A 20,688-nucleotide genomic window follows, 5' to 3' on the forward strand; every position below is an offset into this window, starting at 1 on the left:
GGGATAGGTAGGTCAGCCGAAGATGCCGTCGAAGAAGTCCTGGAACCCACTGAAGACGTTGGTGGCTTCGGCGGCGAAGTCATCGGGGATCTGCGGCAGATCGACTCCGAGCGCGGGCTGGGTCACGACGACTGTGCCCGAACCGTCCCAGCCCGAGCCCAGCAACGCGCTGATGACCTGCCCCCACATCTCGAAGGCCGCGATCGGGCCGATCGCTTGGCCGTCAGCGGCGATTTGCCCCAGCGACGGAACACCGACCAATTGCAAACCGAGGGAGTTCAAGATGGAGCCGCCGACAACCGGAACCGAGGCGTCGACCTCGCCATTGGCGCCCATCGCCTGGTAGGTGGTGAGCGCCACCGAACCGGTGCTGAGCAGACCACCAAAGGCAAATTCCAAGTGGTCGAGACTCATGCCGTCCGGGAGGAATCCGGCGTCGTTGATCGAGGGCAGCACGAAATCAAGGTTGAGGGTGGCACCGTTGAAGAAGCCGCCAACGGTATTGGCGATGATGTCACTGAAGCTGTCACCGTCGGTGATGCTATTCAGCAGGGCCACCCAGGGGCTGATGCCCGGACCCAGCAGGCCCATGATGATGCCGGACAGCGGCGAGACCATGAACTGCAGGATCGAATTGACCATGTCCACGTCGGTGCCGGCCGGCAGGTATCCCGGAACCTGGGCGAGGATCACGGCGTGACCCGAGGTGATCGATCCGTCGATCGTGTGGTGGGTCACCGTGTTCTTCGTATCGGTCAAGACGTCCAGCGGCAGCGTGTAGCCGTCGCGCACCGCGACCAGGTTTTCCTGGATCTGCGTGTTGATGTCAGCAAGGGTGCTGCTGCTCGGGTCGTTGAGGAAATGGTTGAGGTAGCCCACCGCGTTGGCGTACAGCTGCTGCAGCGCCACACCGGGGGCCAGCATGTAGTTGTCCTTCAGGACCGAGAAGTTGGCATTGGCGGTGTTGATCACGCCTTCCCAGGTGTCGAGAAAGCCAGGCAGGCCGGTGAGCGCGACGTCAACGACCGAGGCAACCGCAGGTGCAGGCGCCGGCGCCACCACCGGCGTGGCCGCGATCAGGCCGGTCCCGGCGAGGACGACACCGGCCGTTGCGTAGGGGCGAAGAATGGCGTGCAAGGGAGCTCCTTCAGGTCATGTGACTCAGCACACGGAACGTAACTGAGGGAGACCTGAAAATCAGCAGTCAGGAGAGGCCTGACCGCAAAGGCGCTCACCCCGCACTGCTTCGGCTATCTAGCCGGTCGACGAAACCCCAGGTGCAGGCATTAACATATGTTCACAGCAAACGTCCGAGTACGACAGAATCGTTCAACTGGAAATTACCGACCAGTAAGAACTGAAACACGTTCATCCGTGCCTATTTCGCACCTCGTCGGCGCGTAATAGCTGCTGACCTGGGCGGGGGTGACTCGGCGACAAAGTTCAGGGTGTCGCTGTAGAAACGTGTATCAACACATTTCGCGGCAGCACGGACGTCTATTAGGTGAACTTTAGCTAACATTGGATTGACGCATGTCGGTGCAGGTAGCGAGCCCGTATCCTGCGTGTGCAGGCAGACGCGGGAACCTCGGATCCCCGTCCGAGGGTCACATTCCCTGAGAATCTTTTCGAGCAGCCTTCGGGCACTTCAGCCAGCGAGCGGGGCAGGTCCGGCTGCGCTCAGTACCGCTCGGGAAGACCGGTCCGACGGCAGACGTCACCGAGGGCGATCGCCTGCTGACGCGAAAGCTGATCGAGGTAGTACGCACGAATTCCGCGCGCGTAGGTCACCACCGCAGGTGCGAACCGCTTCCGGCCTTCGGCGGTGATGTGGGCAAGCACTGCTCGGCGGTCGCCTGGAAGCGGACGCCTACCGACCAGCGACTGAGCCTCCAGGCGGTCGATCAGCGACGTCACCCGACTGGGCGCCAGCGCAAAAGCCTTGGCCAAGTCCCTCATTCGGGCCGAACCGGTCTCTGAACTGGCCAGCCGGTCCAGTACCAGGACCTCGAACAGGGTTAATCCGTGGGCATGGACCAGGCTGTCGTTCAACGCGGCAAGCAGGCGTTCGGAGGTGTCCACGAATTGGTGCACGCAGGTGCTTTCCGCGGCGTCGAGCACCGGCAATTCCCACACTGGCCACTCAAGAGCCCGCAGGTGCCCCATGCCGGGCGATGGTATCCATGCGACGCGGCAACTGGTGCTGTATTGGGCAACTTGGTGCCGACAGACTGGGCGAGAGACTAGTGAATCAGTCCAGCGTCGACTTTCTCGGAAGGTCAGCGTCTTCCAATGACGCACTTATCTGATGGCAGCTGGCACCCAGGGCGAGCATCTGCTGACGAGACATCTGGTTCACATAGAGCCGGCGGATCTGTTCGGCGTAGGTTTTGCGGGCCTCCCCCAACCTCATTCGGCCGTCGGGGGTGATCTCGGCCCGCACTCCCCGCCCGTCACCAGGGATGGGGATCCGACGGACCAGGCCGCGGCTTTCCAGCCGCCGAGTCAGCCAGGTGACTCGACTGCGAAGCAGCATCAGCGCGGCGGCCAGTTCGCTCATTCGGACAGAACCGGTCTCGGACCTGGCGAGCAGATCCAGCAGGCGAAGCTCGGACAGGTCGAGACGATGCCGGCCCATCAGGCTTCGGTTCAGCGCGGCCAGCAGACCCGTCGACGACTCGACGAACACTTGCCAGGAATTCTGTTCGATTTCTTCGAGCCCCGGCAGCCGCATCGCCGGCGCCTGAGCCCCTGTGTCCTCCACGGCGGGCGACGGTACCGAAACCCTTCCCGCATTGACTACGGAAATCGGCGTGGTTTGCCACCTTCGGCGTACATCCGCAAGACGCTTCGAGAGCCCGCAACGTCCCGCGTCGCCACATCCAGCCTCTTCACCGGCGGTTTCGGAGCAACTCCAGCAAATATGCAAACGGAGCCGATTGATTCAACCGGCAATTAACTCGCGGGTAACAATCAGAACGTGTTCTAGCGGTGGTTTGACGTAGCCACGGCAGCTACACGACCAAGGTAACTGCTGGACACGCGCTATGCCCCGAAATCGACAAGCATTGGCTGAGAACTTTGGCGCTGAACAGCAGTAATACGTGCATCAGCAACCCCACAGCGAGCGGGAGTTCGGCCACGAGCAAACGCCCTATCGAGGCGAAATCAGACGGGTGCGGATCAGAGCGGCGGCCTGTCCGCGGGCCCGCCCTGGGCCGGCCGGGACACGTAGAGCGTTGCGTCGGCCTGCCTCAACCCGGAATTGATCCGTCGGCAATTCTCCTCGAGGGTGGCGAGCTGGCGCCGCGACAGGGTGCCGATGAGATGGGTCTTAACCCCTTTGGCGTAGTTGAGACTGGCATGTCCTGCCACCTGACGGCCGTCGTCGCTGATCCGAGCGACCACCCCACGTCGGTCATCAGAATTCTGTTCGCGCTGAACCAAACCCCGCTCTTCGAGCCGATGAATTCGCTTGGTCATGTGGTGCGGGTTCGCCCCCAGCGCGTCGGCCAGGTCGCCCATCCGTGCCGCACCGTCGTCGGACTTGTCCAGGATGTCGAGCACCCGCAAGTCGATGACAGAGAGATGGTGCGCTTCGGTCAGCCAACGATCCATCGTGGTGTGAAAGCGCAGCGCGGCGTGTAGGAAGTTCTGCCACGACTTCTGTTCAGCGATGTCCAATCCGGGAAGATCACTGGGGGTACGTCGACGAGACGGACGTTGCATGCCGTCATGGTAGCCAGGCTTTGTCCCAGTGCACCAACATCATTCCGATCACTAGTTGATTCACCAGTCGATGTAGGTCGACCTCAGGCCCAGCAGGCGATCGTCAGAATTGAATCCAAAGTGATTGAAACGTTGTCATTTATCCAAGTCATGGGCGCGTTGAGCGCGACTTGGGTGTGGATGTCCACTCGGGTTCAACGGTTTTCTGCGCCCTACACGTACTCCAGCAGCGATGAGATGTTTCCATATTAGATACATAATGAGGCCGGTGAACCGGGGACTGCAGACGGTTGTGGCTACCGCGCGGTATAGCCTCATGCTGCGCAATTGGGCAAACTCTCCGCGCATCGCGCCAGACTGCGGCCGAAACCGGTTCTCCGCGAGTGGTTGCCACACCAGGAGGAAAGAAACTGTTCAACCGGTTGATTGGGAGTAGCACCGCACGCTAGTACGAATCCCTAACCGGCACTTGAAACTCAGATGCGGCCGTCGGAGGTATCAGTCCAGTCAACGACACACTGGTCTTTCGGTGGGGCGATTCCTCGGCGGGCGTGGCAAGCGCGAGCGGTACGAACGGCATCGTCGCCGGGCTGGAATGGCGGTGGCGGAGGGATTTGAACCCCCGGACGGTTTTAGCCGTCTCTCGCTTTCAAGGCGAGTGCATTAGGCCGCTCTGCCACGCCACCGCGGGAAATCGTACCTTGGCCGGATCGGCGCGCCCGGGCAGTCGCAGACTCGCACGCGCACGGCGCCTTTAGTGCGAGTCTGCGACTGCTCATCACCGGGTCACCCGGGTTGGCCGCTACCTCCGGTGGTGCCGGGTTGGCCCGGCGGGGTGCCGGTACCTGCCGCTCCGCCGGCGCCACCGGGACCGGCTGCCCCGGCGGCGCCGTGTGCGCCGTTGGTGCCATTGGTACTGGCGCCGCCTGCTCCACCGGCCGCGCCGTTGCCACCGGTTCCACCGTCACCGCCGTTGCCGCCGGGCAGGGTGTTGCCACTGGAGTCGGTGCCGCCGTTGCCGCCCTTGCTGCCGTCACCGCCGGTCCCTCCCGTGCCACCGGTACCACCATTGCCGCCGTTTCCGGATTCGGCCTTGCCCCCGTTCCCGCCCTGGCCGCCATTGCCGGCGGTACCGCCGTCGTGGCCATTCCCGCCGGGGCCGTGCGCGGGGTTGGTCGCGGGTCCGCCGGCGAAGCCCGTGCCGCCGGTTCCGCCGGCACCGCCATTCCCGCCGTCCACGGCGCCGTGCGCGTTACCGCCGATACCACCGGTCCCGCCGTTACCGGCGACACGGATCGTGCTCGCGCCGCCGGCGCCGCCGGTTCCGCCATTTCCGGCGTGGCTGGGACCCAGCCCGTAGGGGTTGCCGGTAGGGATGGTGACACCGCCGCTCTCGCCGCCGGCACCACCGGCACCGCCGGCACCACCTGGACCGCCGAGACCGCTGCCACCCAGCAGAAGGGCGCCAGCGCCTCCGATGCCGCCGTCACCGCCGTTGCCGCCCGATGCGGTACCCGTACCACCGGCGCCGCCCATTCCGCCGATGCCGCCAATACCGTTGGCGTAGGTGACGCCGCCCGTACCGCCGGCGCCGCCGTTGCCTCCGACGCTGACGACGCCCGGCCCGGTTGCGCCATCGGCGCCTGCGCCGCCCGCGCCGCCGGCGCCGCCATCGCCCTCGATGGCAGCAACGCCCTGCCCGCCGTTTCCGCCGTTGCCGCCTTGGCTGTAGGTGGTACCTGTCCCGTCGTCCCACCCGGTACTGGTGGCGCCGTCGCCGCCGTCGCCGCCACCGTAGCCGCCGTCGCCGCCGTTGCCTCCGACGTAGGTGCCGGTTCCACCGCGCCCGCCGGCCCCACCGATCCCGGCTCCACTGCCAAAGTTCGAACCGCCGACACCACCGTTACCGCCGAAGGTTTGGACGGCGGGATCGCCGGTAGCACCGTTACCGCCGTTACCGCCGACACCGCCGTTACCACCGATGGTCAGGCCGCCCGAGCCGCCGTCTCCCGCGTGGCCGGCGGTGGCGTCGCCGCCGTTACCGCCGTCACCGGAGTTACCTGCACTGTTGTCCCCGTACGCGCCGCCGCCGCTGCCGCCGCTACCGCCGTTGCCACCGTTGAGACCGTTACCGCCGACGCCGCCGTTACCGCCGTCACCACCGGCACCGCCGTTGCCGGGATAGCTGCCGTACCCAGCCTGGCCGCTGTCGCCGCCGGTGCCGCCGTCGCCGAGGTAGGCGCCGTTGATGTCTTGGTAGGCGTTGGCACCGTTGCCGCCGTTGCCGCTGGCGCCGCCTTTCCCGGCACTGCCAACCTGCCCGTAGGACGGGTTGCTGTAGATGGAGGAGCCACGGGCACCGGTCACGCCGCTGGTGCCGCCGTCACCGCCATAGGCACCGTTGCCACCGTTGACGTGCTCGAGGGTGCCGATTGCACCCGCACCACCGTTCCCGCCCGCTCCGCCGTTACCGGCGGCGCCACCGTTGCCGAAGATGAACCCGCTGCGGCCACCGTCCCCGCCGTTACCGCCAAGGCCACCGATTTGGCCGGCACCGTCGCCGCCGTTAGCGAACGTGCCTGCGGCACCGTTGCCGCCGGTACCGCCGTTACCGCCGGCCCCGCCATTGCCGAACAGCCAACCCGAAGCGTTGCCACCGGCACCGCCATTGCCCATATAAATCGGACCGGCAAGTCCGCCACCGCCGTCGCCGCCGGCTGCACCGTTGCCCATCCAGGTGCCGCCGGCACCACCGGCCCCGCCGTCAGCGCCAGCGCCACCGGTCCCGCCGGCGCCACCATCACCGAGCCAGCCGGCCGCATTGCCGCCGGCGCCGCCAACCACCCCGGCATCACTGCTGCTCCAGCCGTCACCGCCGTCGCCGAACCACAGGCCGCCGTTACCGCCGTCGGGATTGACTTCGGTGCCGTCGGCGCCATCGCCGATCAGGAACTGCCCGGACGAGGCGTTGATCCAGCCGTTGACCATCGTCCCGAAGTCACTGTTGATCCAACCCTCCAGGGAAGCGTGGATCGGCTCGTAGAACCATTGATCCAGCATCGTGGTCCAGTCGAAGCTGCCCGCGTCGGCCGGTGCGGCCGCCAGCCACGCCGACGAATCGAAAAGGTCTGCGATCCAATCGAATTCATCGGCCTGAGCCTGTGGCGCCACGCTCAACGGCGCCATTCCGAACGCCAGGAACGCACCGGCAGTGCTAACGGCGCCAATCGCACGCTGGTGACGAGACGAGGTGGTGTGATGACGATTCATCGTGAGGGAGACCTCTCTAAAGTATTGGGGGGTAACGGTTAAGGAGAATCAGAGTCCGAGCAGGTCGCCCAGCCAGCCGAACGCATCAGTTGCGGCGCCACTGCCGCCGTCATCAACTATGGGCAGTTCCGCACCGGCCAACGGCGGAGTGACGACGACCGGGCCCTTGCCATCCCAGCCCGAACCCAACAGGGCCCCGACGGTTTGGCCCCAGGCCTGCCAGGCCGCGATCGGCCCGATGCCGGCACTATTGAGATCGAGGGTGCCCAACACCGGGACCCCGCTGAATTCGATACCGACACTTTGGAAAATCGATCCGCCGACTGCGGGCACAGATGCGACGACCTCGCCGCCAGGGCCGAGCACCTGGTACGGGCCGACCGCAACAGCGCCCGGCGATAGCAGACCACCGAAGGCGATGTCCAGGTGGTCCATGTTCATGCCGGTGGGGAAGTAGCCCGACGAATTGATCATCGGCAGCAGAGCACCCAAGTTCAAGGTCGCGCCGTTGAAGAAGGCGCCGCCCATGTTGACCAGGGTGTCGAACGGGCTGTCGCCGTCGGTGATGCCGTTGAGCAACGCCACCCACGGGCTGATCATCGGCCCGATCATCCCCATCAACACCGCACTGGCGGGAGAGCCCAAGTAGTCGATGATCGGCATGATCGACTCTTTGTCCACACCCGCAGGGATGTAGCCCGCGACTTGACCGAACATCAGCGCATGTGTGCCATCCATCGTGTGGTTAAGCACCGTGGAGTGGGTCGCATCGGTCTCGTTCTGCAGCGCCCAACCCGAGATCACCGCATTCAGATGCAACTGAATCTCTTCGTTGACGTCGTTGGTGGAGCCCGACGGGTCGGTGAGCAGCCGATCCCAGTAGTCCATCTGGTTGGCCCAGAACTGTTGCATCCCCACTCCGGGCGCCAGGTACCAGTTGTTCAACAAGCTGGTCAGGTTTGCCGAGCTGGCATTGAGCACGTTGTCCCACGCACTGGTCAACGCCACCGCGGCGGACTGAACATCGGGCACCGCGAGCAGCGGCGCAGACACCGGGGTGACCGCGACAAGACTGGCCCCGACCAGAGCCACACCAGCGGTGACATAGGGGCGAATGGTGGCGTGCAAGGGGAGCTCCTCGGCAGGTGGATTGATGACGTGCTGAACAGCGATGAACGTAGCTAAGCGACGGCTGAGTTTCTCTAATCGAACGTTGTTATTCGCGAACATGTTTGGCGAGGCGCGTGCCCACAGTCCTGCTGCCGGACTGCGAACGCCCACGTCACAGGCGGAATCGGGACTGCCCCGTCGAGGGCGAGCCGGCGTAGAACTGTTTCAAGTGGTAACTACCGTCGAGTAACCGTCTTCGCTTGTCCCCCAAGCGATAACATGATGGTCGAGGTAGCAAACTTTGAGAACACCGAATTTCACAATTCGCGCAACTAGCGCGCTGCGGCGACGACCCCTGCTGTCTTGCGTTGGGCCACTGCGTGATTGAAACTTTCGGCCATAGGACACCGTGCGCCGTGCGATCCATCAGCAATTCGAGCAGCACAGCGTGCTACCGCGTTCCGGCGAACGCTTCAGGCCGGTCGCTCGGCCCCGCATTTCAGGGCAATGCTGATCCTGCGGCAGGCATCGCCCAGTGCGATCGCCTGACGGTGCGACATCGAATCCAAGTATTTCCGGCGAATCTCTCCGGCGTAGGCGACACGCGCCTGGCCCACTCGGGCCCTGCCGAGAGCGGTGATGGTGGCGAACACGGTTCGCCGATCGCCCTGGCCGGCGACACGGTTCACCAGTCCCAGGTATTCCAGCCGACTGATCTCTTGGGTAACCCGGCTGGGCATCAGTGCGAACAACTCGCCCAACATGCTCATCGACCCTGATCCGCCCGGCGACTTGGCGATCTGGTCCAGCAACAGAACGCAGATCAACGTGAGTTGCTGTGCGTCCATCAGCCGATCACTCATAGCGGGGAACAGCGCCTCCGACGACTCCAGAAACTGATGCCAGCAACGCTTGCCGGCATCGTCGATACCGGGCAGCGAACAAGCGGGGGCCTCAGGGAAGATCGACTCGTCACCTACGCCTTGTCGGTCTGGATTGCTCAGCCCTTCGTTGATGCGCCAACAGTTCTCCGCGACGGTAGTCACTTGTCGGGCCGTCAACGGATCGAGCAGGTAGCGCGCAACGCCCTGCGCGTAGGTGATTTTCGCCTGCTCGATCATGAACCGGCCGGTTTCGGTGACGAGCGCGGCCACCCCCCGTCGGTCATGCAGATCCGGCTCGCGCCGGACCAATACACGTGCCTGAAGGCGGTCGATACGCTTAGTCATCTGGCGTCGCGTCACCGCCAACGAACTGGCCAAATCACCCATTCGCGCGGATCCGTCGTTGGAGCTGGCCAGGATCTCCAGAACCCGCACGTCGATCACCGACAGCTGGTGTGCAGTGGAGAGCAACCGGTTCATTACTACATCGAATCGCAGCACAGCTTCCAAATAGTGTTGCCATGCTTGACGTTCGGCGAGAGCCAAGCCGGGTAAATCACTCCCCGTCCGGCGGCGATCGTGGCGCTGCACAGCGTCATGCTAAGCCCAACACTTAGGTTTCCTCATCGTTTTCGGCCGCGTGGGGCCGGTAGTAGCGTGTCGGATATGCGCGCCATCATCGCTGATACCCCCGATGTCCTCGCTTGGCGAGAGGTCGCCGATCTTCAACCGGCGCCGGGCGAGGTGCTGATTCACGTTGCCGCGGCCGGGGTGAACCGGGCCGATCTGCTGCAGGCGGCCGGTTTGTATCCTCCCCCGCCCGGGGCCAGCGACACCCTTGGTTTGGAGGTTTCCGGCGTCATTGCTGCAGTCGGCGACGACGAGACGGGCTGGGCTGTCGGACAACAGGTCTGTGCCTTGCTGGCCGGGGGCGGCTACGCCGAGTACGTCGCGGTTCCCGCGCCCCAGGTGCTGCCTGTTCCGGACGGGGTGGACCTGGCCGATGCTGCCGCTCTGCCGGAGGTGGCCTGCACCGTCTGGTCGAATCTGGTCTTGACTGCTGGGTTGTCCGAGGGCCAGTTGCTGCTGGTGCACGGTGGAGCCAGCGGTGTAGGCAGCCACGCCATTCAGGTGGCACGTCAGCTCGGGGCGTGGGTGGCCGTCACCGCAGGATCAGAGGCCAAGTTGGAGTTCTGTCGTGAACTGGGAGCCGAGATCACCATCAACTATCACGACGAGGACTTCGTGGCGCGGGTCCGCGAGGCTGGTGGTGCCGACGTGATCCTGGACATCATGGGGGCGGCCTACCTGGACCGCAATATCGATGCGCTGGCCGATGACGGTCGGCTGGTGGTCATCGGAATGCAGGGCGGGGTCAAGGCCGAGCTGAACCTGGGCAAGCTGATCTCCAAACGCGCCCGGGTGATCGGCACCGCCTTGCGCGGCCGGCCGGTGGAAGGGCCGCACAGCAAGGGCATGGTGGTAGCCGCGGTGACCACCGATCTCTGGCCGATGCTCGGCGACGGCCGGATCAAGCCGGTGATCGGTGCGCGGCTGCCTATCGCGCAGGCCGCCGAAGCACACCGGATGCTGTCCTCGGGTGAGGTGACGGGAAAGGTCGTGCTGACGCTCTAGGGGCTACACATGCGTCGGTACACAGCACCATCTTTTAGGCGCCGAGGGCACGTATTCGGCACTGACATTCATCAGGCAACGTAGCATCATTGGCGAGCTAATTGTCGGCGGCGCTGCCGTCAAGGGATTTCCAGGAGGAGTTTTCATGGTTACCGGAACCGGTCCCGCCCCAACGGATTTGACTCCGCTATGAGTTCGCGAATGCCGCGGCAACGGCTTGGCGTCAGCGACTACATCCTCTCGGTTCCGCCGCCGCCGCTGCCTGTTTTCCCCGAGCCGTACAGCGTCCGTTACGCGGACCCGGCCGGCGACGCAGAGTTGATCTCAAACTGGATGAATCTGCCGCACCTGGCCGACACGTGGGGCTATGCCTATCCAGCCGATCAATGGCGCCGCCACATGGAGGTCCAGTACGAGAGCAACTACTCGCGGCCCTACGTCATCAGCATCGACGGCCGGCCGATGGCCTACATGGAGCTGTTCCGGGCCGCACAGGATGACGTGGCCACCCTTTATGATGCGCATCCCTACGATGTGGGGTTGCACATCGCCTTCGGCGAGGTCGAGATGCTCAAGCAAGGACACGGGTTTCCACTCTTCAACGGTCTTGTCGACGGCGTGTTCGAAGTCGAACCGGAGTGCCGACGGATCATCGGCGACACCAACGCAGCTAAAGATTCCAACGGGCGCCGCGCCTGGGAGCGGCGCAATGGAACGTTTCTCGGCGAGCACTACATGTCCAGCTGGGGTCAACACATCGCACTCTTCGCGCGGCTGCGAACCCCGGAAGACATGCCGCGGAGCCACCGCAAGGAGTCATAGGCGCAGCGGCCAATAGGGGCGGTGACAGATTTCTCTGTCACCGCCCTTTTTCGTCCGCGTACGTTCGGCTAGCCCCAAACGTACAAATCCCCGAATCCGACACCGAAGCGTCGGACCGGGGATTCGTACGTTCGCGCTGGGCTACGGTGCGCCCGTGCCGCCAGCGCCACCGGCGCCGCCCGTGCCAACGCTGCCACTGGGGGCTTTACCGGCCACACCAGCGGTACCGGCACTACCGGCGACGCCGTCGCCATTCGTACCACCGGCGCCGCCCGTACCACCGCTGCCACCGCCGCCGGCGAAGTTGGACTTGCTGGGCTTGGAGGCACCGTTGACGCCGTTGCCGCCCTTGCCACCCATACCACCGGCACCGCCCTGAGCCGTGGTGCCGTCGGCGTTGGCACCGCCCTGACCGCCGGTGCCGCCCTGGCCGCCGTTGCCGCCGGACCCGCCGGTACCGCCACCGCCGGTGCCCTGACCGACCAAGCCGTTGTAGCCAGCACCACCGGCGCCACCGTTGCCGCCGACGCCTGCCGTACCGCCCTTACCGCCCTGGCCACCCTGACCGCCCGCGCCATGTGCACCGGACTGTCCGTCACCCAGCGCAACACCACCGGCGCCGCCCTGGCCGGCCGCGCCGCCGACGCCGCCGTCGCCGCCCTGGCCGCCCTCGCCGCCGGTACCACCGGTACGACCGGGCAGGCCGAGGCCGCCGGCACCACCGGCACCGCCGGTGCCGCCGTTACCGCCGGTACCGCCGCCGCCGCCGATCCCGCCGCTGCCGCCGAGACCGCCCTCGCCGCCGTCACCGGTGAGGGTGCCACCGGCACCACCGACACCACCGGTGCCACCCGCGCCACCGGCGTACCCGGTGGCGCCCTTGACGCCGGCGCCGCCGGTGCCACCGGGCATGGCGTTGCCGTTCGGGTCCTTGGGCTGGTTACCCGTACCGCCGTTACCGGCAACCGAGGTGTTGTTGCCGGCGTTGCCGCCGTTACCCGCGTTACCGCCAGTGCCACCGGTGCCGTGCTGGGCGGCCGAGCCGCCGTTACCGCCGTTACCGCCGGCGGCACCGGCGCCGTTCGCGGCGTTGGTACCCGAGGTTCCATTGGCACCGATACCACCGTTACCGCCGGTGCCACCATTGCCGTACTCGCCGAGGGCGTTGCCGCCGGTACCGCCATTTCCACCGGCCTGCGCCAGGCCGCTGCCCAGCACCGTGCCGTTGCCACCGTTACCGCCGGTGCCGCCGACCGCGACCGCGCCGCCGTTGCCGTCGGTACCACTGGCCGCCTGGGTGGCGCCATCGCCACCGAGGCCACCGGCGCCGCCGTCGCCGCCCGCACCGGCGGTGCTGCTGCTGTTGCCGCCCTTACCACCGTTGCCGGCCACCAGGTTCGAGCCGCCGCCCGCACCGTCGCCACCGCGGCCGCCGACGCCTGCGTTGCCGCCCGCGCCACCGCTGCCACCCGTGGCGCCGAGTCCGTCGGCACCGCTGTTACCGACGGTCGCCGTGCCACCGGCACCACCGTTGCCGCCTGCGCCACCAGCGCCACCAGCGCCAGCCTTACCGGTGGCGTCGCCACCGACACCACCATTGGCACCGCTACCTGCGGTGGCGTTGGTGCCTGCGGCGCCGTTGGCGGCATGGCCACCGGCACCGCCCTGACCGCCGACGCCACCGTTACCGCCGACACCGCCGTCACCGGCGATCGAGCCACCGACGCCGCCGAGACCACCGTTGCCGCCCGCGGTACCAGCCGTGCCGTCGGTGCCGTTGCCGGACCCATCGGTGATGCCCGCGACGCCGTTGGCTCCGGCACCGCCGTCGCCGCCTACGCCGCCGTGACCAATGGTTCCGCCGGCGCCACCATTACCGCCGTCGCCGCCCTGCTGGCCCAGCGCTGCGTTGCCACCGTGACCGCCGTTACCACCGTTGGCACCGAGGAGGGCACCGTCTTGGCCGTTGCTAGCCGCGGTGCCGTCACCGCCGAGACCACCGGCGCCGCCAGCACCGGCCGTACCGGCGATACCACCGGCACCACCGTGGCCACCGGACCCGGCGATGGCATTGACGCCGCCGCCGGCACCGCTACCGCCGTTACCGCCGTTGGCACCGTTTCCGGTGTTACCACCGGCGCCACCCGCGCCGCCCGCGCCAGCTGCACCCGCGTCACCGAGGGTCGCCGCACCGCCGACGCCACCGGCACCGCCGTTACCGCCCGCTCCACCGTTTCCGTTAGCGCTGGTCGCGTCGGAACCGTCGCCACCGTTGTCACCCGTGCCGGCGCCCGCATCAGCGCCATTGGCTGCATTCGCACCGGCGCCACCGTTACCGCCGGCTCCACCGCCGCCACCCAGGCCGCCAGCACCGCCGTTGCCCGAGGTAGTGCCACCGGTACCACCCGCTCCGCCGGCGCCACCGTTACCGGCCGCGGTGCCCGAGGTGCCGTTGCCGGAACCGTCGGTGATGCCGTCGACGCCGGCCGTACCTGCGCCACCGTTACCACCAGCACCACCGGTACCGATCGCTCCGGCCGCGCCACCCTTACCGCCGGCGCCACCGTCTTGTGCGCCATCACCCGGCAGGAGCACGCCGTTGCCGCCGTTACCACCGGCGCCGCCGTCACCGCCGGAACCGTTGGTCCCGGCCTGCCCGCTGGCTGCCTGGGTGCTGCCCTGGCCGATACCGCCCAGCCCGCCAGCACCGCCGTGATCCCGGTCACCACCGGTACCACCGTCGCCACCGTTGCCGGCCACAAGGCCACTGCCACCGTTGCCACCAGCACCACCGGCGCCGCCGTTACCGGCGTTGCCGGCATTGCCACCGGCACCGCCGACGCCACCTGCGCCGTGGGCCGCGTTGCCGCCGATACCGCCGGCACCACCGGCAGCTGCGTTACCGCCGAGGCCACCGTTGCCACCGAGGTCACCGGCTGCCCCGATGAGACCGTCACCGCCGTTGCCGCCGCTACCACCGGTGCCGCCCACGCCGCCGGCACCGCCGGCGCCCGACGTGCTGCCACCGGCGCCACCCTGGCCGCCGTAGCCACCGACGCCACCGTTACCACCAGTGGTCCCGTTGCCGTCATTGCCGGTCACGCCGATAACACCGTTGCCGCCGTTACCACCAGCGCCACCCTGACCACCGGTGCCTATCGCACCGGCCGCGCCACCGTTACCGCCGTAGCCTCCGGCCTGACCGGTCGACCCGTCGGCCAGCAGTGCACCGATACCACCGGCACCACCATTGCCGCCGTTGCCGCCGCCGCCGTCCGCGCCGATCGCACCGTTGGCACGGTAGGTGACGCCGTCACCGTTCAGGCCGCCCTTGCCCGCGGCACCACCGACGCCGCGGTCACCGCCGGCACCGCCGTTGCCGCCGTGTCCGGCGGTGTCGTTGATACCGCCGCCAGCGCCCGATCCGCCGTGGCCACCAGTGCCTGCGGTACCGGACGCGCCACCGTTGCCGCCGATGCCGCCGCTGCCGTTGAGGCCCGCAGTGCCGTTGGTCGCGGTGCCACCGGCACCACCGTTACCGCCGGCGCCACCGATACCACCATTGCCACCGTTACCGCCGTCGGTGCCATCGCCACCGTTGCCACCGGAGCCGGCCGCCGCATTCGTGCCCGCGAGGCCTTCAATACCGGCGCCACCAGCACCGCCGTTGCCGCCGGCGCCACCGACGCCGCCCAGGCCGCCGTTGCCGGAGATGGAGCCACCCTTACCGCCGCTACCGGCGTTACCGCCAGCTGCGCCGTTGCCGCCGGTTCCACCGTTGGCAGCGGCGACCGAGCCGACCGCACCCGTGGCGCCCGCACCACCGTTGCCGCCCGCACCACCGTTACCGATCGTTCCGGCGTCGCCGCCGAAGCCACCGGCGCCGCCGGCCTGCGCGGTGCCGTCGCCGAGGAGCACACCGGTGCCGCCCTTGCCGCCTGCGCCGCCGTTGCCGCCGATCGCGGAGGTACCCGCATTTCCGCCGGCCGCCTGGCTGGTGTTGGAGGCGTTCCAGCCACCGGCACCCGCCGTGCCCGCGGCGCCACGGTTACCACCGTCGCCACCATTGCCACCGGAGCCGGCAACCGAACCGCTGCCACCGCCGGCGCCGTCTGCACCGCGGCCGCCATTACCGGCGTTACCGGCATTACCGGCGTTACCACCGACACCACCGGCACCTTCACCACCGGCCGCGCCGTTGCTTGCGCTACCCCCGGCACCACCGGTACCACCGGCTCCACCGTTACCACCGATGCCGCCGTTGCCGCCGTCGGTGCCATCGGTGCCAGACGCCCCGCTGCCCGCAGTGACCACCGCGCCGCTGGTGCCATCGGCACCGTTGCCCGCGTTGCCACCGGCGCCACCAGCGCCGCCGACTCCACCGGCACCACCGTTGCCGGCGGCCGTTCCGCCCTGGCCACCGATACCACCGGACCCACCGACACCACCGTGGGTGCCGTTGGTGCCATTGCCGTCAATGTCCGTGATGCCTGCCGCGCCCGCTGCGCCGGCGCCACCGGCACCACCGGCGCCACCGTTGCCGGCGGTCGCCGCGTTACCGCCCAGGCCACCAGCGCCGCCGCCCTGGCCAATGTTCGAGCTGCCGATGACTCCGACGCCGACGCCACCTTGACCGCCGGCACCACCGTCGGTGCCGTGGCCGGCCGTACCGCCGTTGCCGGCCGCGCCGTTGCCGGCCGAACCGATTCCGCCGACACCCGCGGTGCCGGCCGCGGCGCCATCGGCACCGTTACCGCCCGTGCCGCCTGCGCCTGCGTTGGTGCCGCCGCCTCCACCGAGGCCGGTGCCACCGACGCCACCGGCACCACCGGAACCACCGGCACCGGCGTCACCGCCGACGCCACCGACACCAGCGGTCGCTTCACCGCCCGTGCCACCGCTACCGCCCGCACCACCGGCCGCGGCGTTTCCGCCGTTGCCGCCCGCGGTGTCGGCAATGGTCGCGTCAGCGCCCGCGCCACCGGCGCCACCCTTACCGCCGGCGCCACCGGCGCCGCCGGCGCCGCCGTTGCCGGAGGTGGTTCCACCGAGACCACCGGTACCACCGTTGCCGCCGACACCGCCGATGTAGCCGTTGGTGCCGTTACCGGCAGTGATGCCGTCGACGGTGGCACCGATGCCGCCCGCACCGCCGGCGCCGCCGTTGCCGATCGCGGCGGCGTTACCACCGACGCCACCATGACCGCCGCCCTGGCCGACCCCGCCCGAGAGACCCACGCCGGCGCCGCCCTGGCCGCCGGTTCCGCCGTTGCTGGCGATGCCGTCCGGGCGAGCGGAGCCATTCGCCCCGTTGGTGGTGCCGGCACCGCCGAGGCCCACCTGGCCCGCTGCGGCTCCGAGTGCGCCGTTACCGCCGTTACCGCCGTTACCCGCGGTCGCCGCACCGCCGCCACCGAGGCCCGTGCCGCCGACGCCGGCGACACCGCCATTGCCGCCGATGCCGGCGTTCCCGCCGTTTCCACCGGTGCCGTTGGTAGCTGCGCCACCCTGTCCGCCGTTACCGCCCACGCCGCCGGCGCCGGCGTTGCCACCGTTGCCGCCGTCCGTGTCGGCCACCGTGGCGTTGGCGCCCGCACCACCGGCGCCACCCTGGCCGCCGACACCGCCGAAGCCGCCGTCGCCGCCGTTGCCCGAAGTGCTACCACCGGCGCCGCCCTTGCCGCCGTCGCCACCCGCGCCGCCGACAAACCCGTCAGTGCCGTGACCGTTATTGCCGGTTACGCCGTCGACCGTCGCGCCCTGACCACCGGTACCACCGTGACCGCCGTTTCCGACCGCAGCCGCATTGCCGCCCTGACCGCCATTGCCGCCGCCCTGGCCCACGTTCTGGCCGGTGATCGCGCCGAACCCGTCGCCACCGCGGCCGCCGTCTGCGCCGTCGGCGTTGACTCCATCGGTGCCCACGGCGCCGTTGGCGCCACCGGTGACACCGAGCCCACCGACTCCGGCACCACCGGCCTTGCCACCGAGGGCACCGTCACCACCGTTACCACCGGCACCCGCGTTGGCGCCGCCACCGCCGCCGCCGCCCTGACCGCCGACCGCAGCGGTACCGGCGTCGCCACCGCTGCCTGCCGCACCACCGACACCGCCAGTACCGGTCTGCGAGATGCCACCCGATCCACCGCTACCGCCGGCGCCACCAGCGCCTGCGGCACCACCGTTGCCGCCTGAGCCATCCAGGAGGTAGGCGTCATCAGCCGCGCCACCGTTGCCACCCGTGCCACCCTGACCACCGGCGCCGCCGGCACCGCCGTTTCCGGAGTTCGCTCCACCCGCGCCACCGGTACCACCGTTACCGCCAGCCGCGCCGCTGCCACCGGCAGTGCCGTCGATGACGACGGTCGTCCCATGGGCCCCGGATGCGCCGGCGCCACCGTCACCGCCGGCACCACCTTGACCGTCGTTGCCGGCCGCGCCGCCGTTACCACCGGCGCCACCGGCCTGCGCGACCACGCCGCCGAGCAGCTCACCGTCACCGCCCGTGCCGCCTGCGCCGCCGTTGCCGCCACCACCGGCCGCGCCGACCCCGCCGCTAGCGGCCTGCGTGGTGTTGTCCGCATTCCAACCGCCCGCACCACCAGCACCGGCCGTGCCGCGGTTACCGCCGTCGCCACCCTTGCCGCCGGAGCCGGCCGTGGCACCGTTGCCGCCGCCGGCGCCGGCACCACCGTTACCACCGTTACCGGCGTCCCCGGCCGTACCGCCGACGCCACCCGCGCCGCCATCACCCTGGGCGCCCGCGTTGCCCGCGGCCGCGGTGCCGCCGGCACCACCCTGACCACCGACACCACCGGTACCACCGGCCCCACCATTACCGGCGTTGACACCGTCGGTGCCGCTGCCGCCGCTGCCGGCAGCCGCGTCGATACCGTTCTCGCCGTCGAAGCCCTTACCGCCGGTACCACCGGTACCGCCTACGCCGCCCGCACCACCGGCACCGCCGTTACCCGAGGTCGCACCACCGGCACCGCCCGCACCACCGGCGCCACCGGCCGCGCCGGTTCCACCGGCCAGGCCGTTGCCGTTGAGATCGGTGCCACCGGTCTGTCCGGTCGCGCCCTGACCACCGGCACCACCGTTGCCGCCGTTACCGACGTCGCCGGCGTCGCCACCGTTACCGCCGGCGCCACCGGCCTGGACCGTGCCGTCGCCGAGGATCTGGCCGGCGCCACCGACGCCACCGTCTCCACCGTTACCGGTGGTACCTGCGCCACCGGCGACACCGGAGGCGGCGTGAGTCGAGCCGCCGCTGGAGCCTCCGGCACCGGCGTTACCGCCTTGACCTGCAACCGACGTGGAGTTACCACCCTTACCGCCGGCTCCGGCTGCTGCCGCAGATCCGCCGCCGGCACCGGCACCACCGGTACCACCGTTACCCGCCGCGCCACCGGCACCGCCGTCGCCACCGATGCCACCGACACCGTGGACACCGGCCAAGCCCTGCGCCGACGTGCCACCGGCACCACCGGCACCGCCGGCACCACCGGCACCACCGTTGCCAGCCGTGCCGGTCGCGTCGCCACCGTCGCCACCGTTGTTGCCGCTACCGGCAGCCGCGTTCGCGCCGTCGGCACCGTTGGCCGCGGCGCCACCAGCGCCACCGTCCGCACCGGCACCACCGGCACCACCGGCACCACCGTTACCGGACTGCGCCGAACCACCAGCGCCACCGACACCACCAGCGCCGCCAGCGAGACCACTGATGCCGTTGCCGTCTTCGTCGGTCTCACCGGCGGTCCCAGCCGCACCGGCGCCACCATTACCGCCCGCGCCGCCGTTGCCCAGGTTTCCGGCGTTACCACCAGCACCACCCGCGCCGCCGGTGCCACCGGCAACGACCGCGTCGGCACCGTCACCACCAGCACCACCGTTACCACCCGTGGTCGCCGCCGCACCCGCATTGCCGCCAGCACCACCAGCACCCGCGATGCCCGCGTTACCACCGGCGCCGCCCGCGCCACCAGCAAGGTGCGAAGCGTCGCCGTCAGCACCGGCACCACCATTTCCACCAGCACCCGCGGCGCCACCGTTACCGCCCTGCCCGGCAGCACCGGCGGCACCCGACGATCCGATCAGACCACCGGAGCCGCCAGCACCGGCCGCACCACCAGCACCACCGACGCCACCGTTGCCACCATTGCCCGCGTTGCCACCCGCGTCACCAGCAACAATCGCGTCATCACCGTCGCCACCATCACCACCGGCACCACCAGCGGCACCCTGACCACCGGCACCACCCTTACCGCCGGAACCGATCAGCCACGAACCCTTACCACCGGCACCACCGTTACCACCGGCGCCACCATTGGAACCGATACCACCATCGAGGCCCGCAAGACCCGAAGCACCCGCAGCACCCACCGCGCCATCGCCACCGAGGCCACCATTACCACCAACGCCATAGAACACACCAATGCCAGCACCACCGGCACCACCATTGCCACCGGCACCACCATCGATGCCATCGCCGGCAACACCACCAACGCCACCGACACCCATCCACCAGCCACCAGCACCACCGGCACCACCATCGCCACCATCAATACCGGCACCACCAGCGCCACCATCACCAAAACCGCCCGCCGAACCACCGACACCACCAATGCCATCGGCCGACGTACCAGCAGCACCACCATCACCGAACCACAAACCACCAGAACCACCAGCAGCCTGCGCCAGCGTCCCACCATCAATACCGTCAGCACCGTTACCGATCAGGATCTGACCGAAACCAAACAGGTTGATAAACGAATTAACCTGCTCACCAAACGGACTCAGAATCCACGCCTGCCCCAAGTCATGCAACGGCGTGTAGAACAACGAACCGAACCAGTCATCAGCGGCCGCCGAACCCGGCAGATCCGCCACCGACGCATCAAACGACAGACCCAAATTCGACAGCAGCGGCTCCCACGCCCCCTGGTCGAACAACGTGTCCCACGACGACGCCTGACTCAAATCACCCAACGCACCAGCCAGATCCGCACCGAACAGGTCAACCACCCAGTCCAGCTCATCAGCATGCGCCACAGGAGCCGCCGACAACGGCGACATCCCAAAGGTCAAAAACGCCCCAACCGCACTCCCGGCAGCGGCCACCCGGCCACCCCGGCTGCGTACGCCGCCGGCGAAACCACGACGCCCTTTGCCGTGCTGCTTGTCAGTCATGCGGGACTCCCTATTCTGCGACGAACCCATGTCGGTGATGCTTTCT

General features: G+C 68.6%; 10 protein-coding genes and 1 tRNA gene. 2 read left to right on the plus strand and 9 right to left on the minus strand.

The annotated features are described in order from the left end of the window. Window positions 1-12 precede the first annotated feature (12 nt). From gjpA (RCP37_RS20895) to RCP37_RS20930, 8 genes are all read right to left on the minus strand, one after another. Window positions 13-1,137 (minus strand): outer membrane porin GjpA, encoded by a 1,125-nt coding sequence (gjpA, locus tag RCP37_RS20895; RefSeq protein WP_308484833.1) that lies wholly within the window; start codon window positions 1,135-1,137, stop codon window positions 13-15. A 543-nt stretch (window positions 1,138-1,680) separates the two neighbouring features. Then, complete coding sequence (locus tag RCP37_RS20900; protein ID WP_308484834.1) at window positions 1,681-2,166, minus strand: MarR family winged helix-turn-helix transcriptional regulator; 486 nt, start codon at window positions 2,164-2,166, stop codon at window positions 1,681-1,683. 85 nt (window positions 2,167-2,251) lie between these two features. Further along, window positions 2,252-2,764 carry a MarR family winged helix-turn-helix transcriptional regulator gene (locus RCP37_RS20905; RefSeq protein ID WP_308484835.1) on the minus strand — a complete coding sequence of 171 codons (513 nt, stop codon included), beginning with the start codon at window positions 2,762-2,764 and terminating at the stop codon, window positions 2,252-2,254. A gap of 419 nt (window positions 2,765-3,183) precedes the next feature. Continuing rightward, window positions 3,184-3,729 (minus strand): MarR family winged helix-turn-helix transcriptional regulator, encoded by a 546-nt coding sequence (locus RCP37_RS20910; RefSeq protein ID WP_308484836.1) that lies wholly within the window; start codon window positions 3,727-3,729, stop codon window positions 3,184-3,186. 596 nt (window positions 3,730-4,325) lie between these two features. After that, a tRNA-Ser gene (locus RCP37_RS20915) sits at window positions 4,326-4,415 on the minus strand. A gap of 100 nt (window positions 4,416-4,515) precedes the next feature. Further along, window positions 4,516-6,999, minus strand: coding sequence for a PGRS repeat-containing protein (locus tag RCP37_RS20920; protein ID WP_308484837.1), 2,484 nt, complete (start codon window positions 6,997-6,999; stop codon window positions 4,516-4,518). A 48-nt stretch (window positions 7,000-7,047) separates the two neighbouring features. Then, on the minus strand, window positions 7,048-8,127 hold the full coding sequence (gene gjpA / locus RCP37_RS20925) for an outer membrane porin GjpA (RefSeq protein WP_308484838.1): 1,080 nt from the start codon (window positions 8,125-8,127) through the stop codon (window positions 7,048-7,050). 455 nt (window positions 8,128-8,582) lie between these two features. Continuing rightward, window positions 8,583-9,584, minus strand: coding sequence for a MarR family winged helix-turn-helix transcriptional regulator (locus tag RCP37_RS20930; protein WP_308484839.1), 1,002 nt, complete (start codon window positions 9,582-9,584; stop codon window positions 8,583-8,585). Window positions 9,585-9,659: 75 nt separating this feature from the next. Here RCP37_RS20930 and RCP37_RS20935 point away from each other — a divergent pair, with 75 nt between their 5' ends. Both RCP37_RS20935 and RCP37_RS20940 read left to right on the plus strand, forming a co-directional pair. Beyond that, window positions 9,660-10,628, plus strand: a complete 969-nt coding sequence (locus tag RCP37_RS20935) for an NAD(P)H-quinone oxidoreductase (RefSeq protein WP_308484840.1) — start codon at window positions 9,660-9,662, stop codon at window positions 10,626-10,628. A 201-nt stretch (window positions 10,629-10,829) separates the two neighbouring features. After that, window positions 10,830-11,450 (plus strand): GNAT family N-acetyltransferase, encoded by a 621-nt coding sequence (locus RCP37_RS20940; protein WP_308484841.1) that lies wholly within the window; start codon window positions 10,830-10,832, stop codon window positions 11,448-11,450. A gap of 141 nt (window positions 11,451-11,591) precedes the next feature. Here the strand turns inward: RCP37_RS20940 and RCP37_RS20945 are convergent, their stop codons facing one another. Then, on the minus strand, window positions 11,592-20,642 hold the full coding sequence (locus tag RCP37_RS20945) for a PE family protein (protein ID WP_308484842.1): 9,051 nt from the start codon (window positions 20,640-20,642) through the stop codon (window positions 11,592-11,594). Between the last annotated feature and the right edge of the window lie 46 nt (window positions 20,643-20,688).

This window comes from Mycolicibacter sp. MU0102 (assembly GCF_963378105.1).
GTDB classification, from domain to species: domain Bacteria; phylum Actinomycetota; class Actinomycetes; order Mycobacteriales; family Mycobacteriaceae; genus Mycobacterium; species Mycobacterium holstebronense.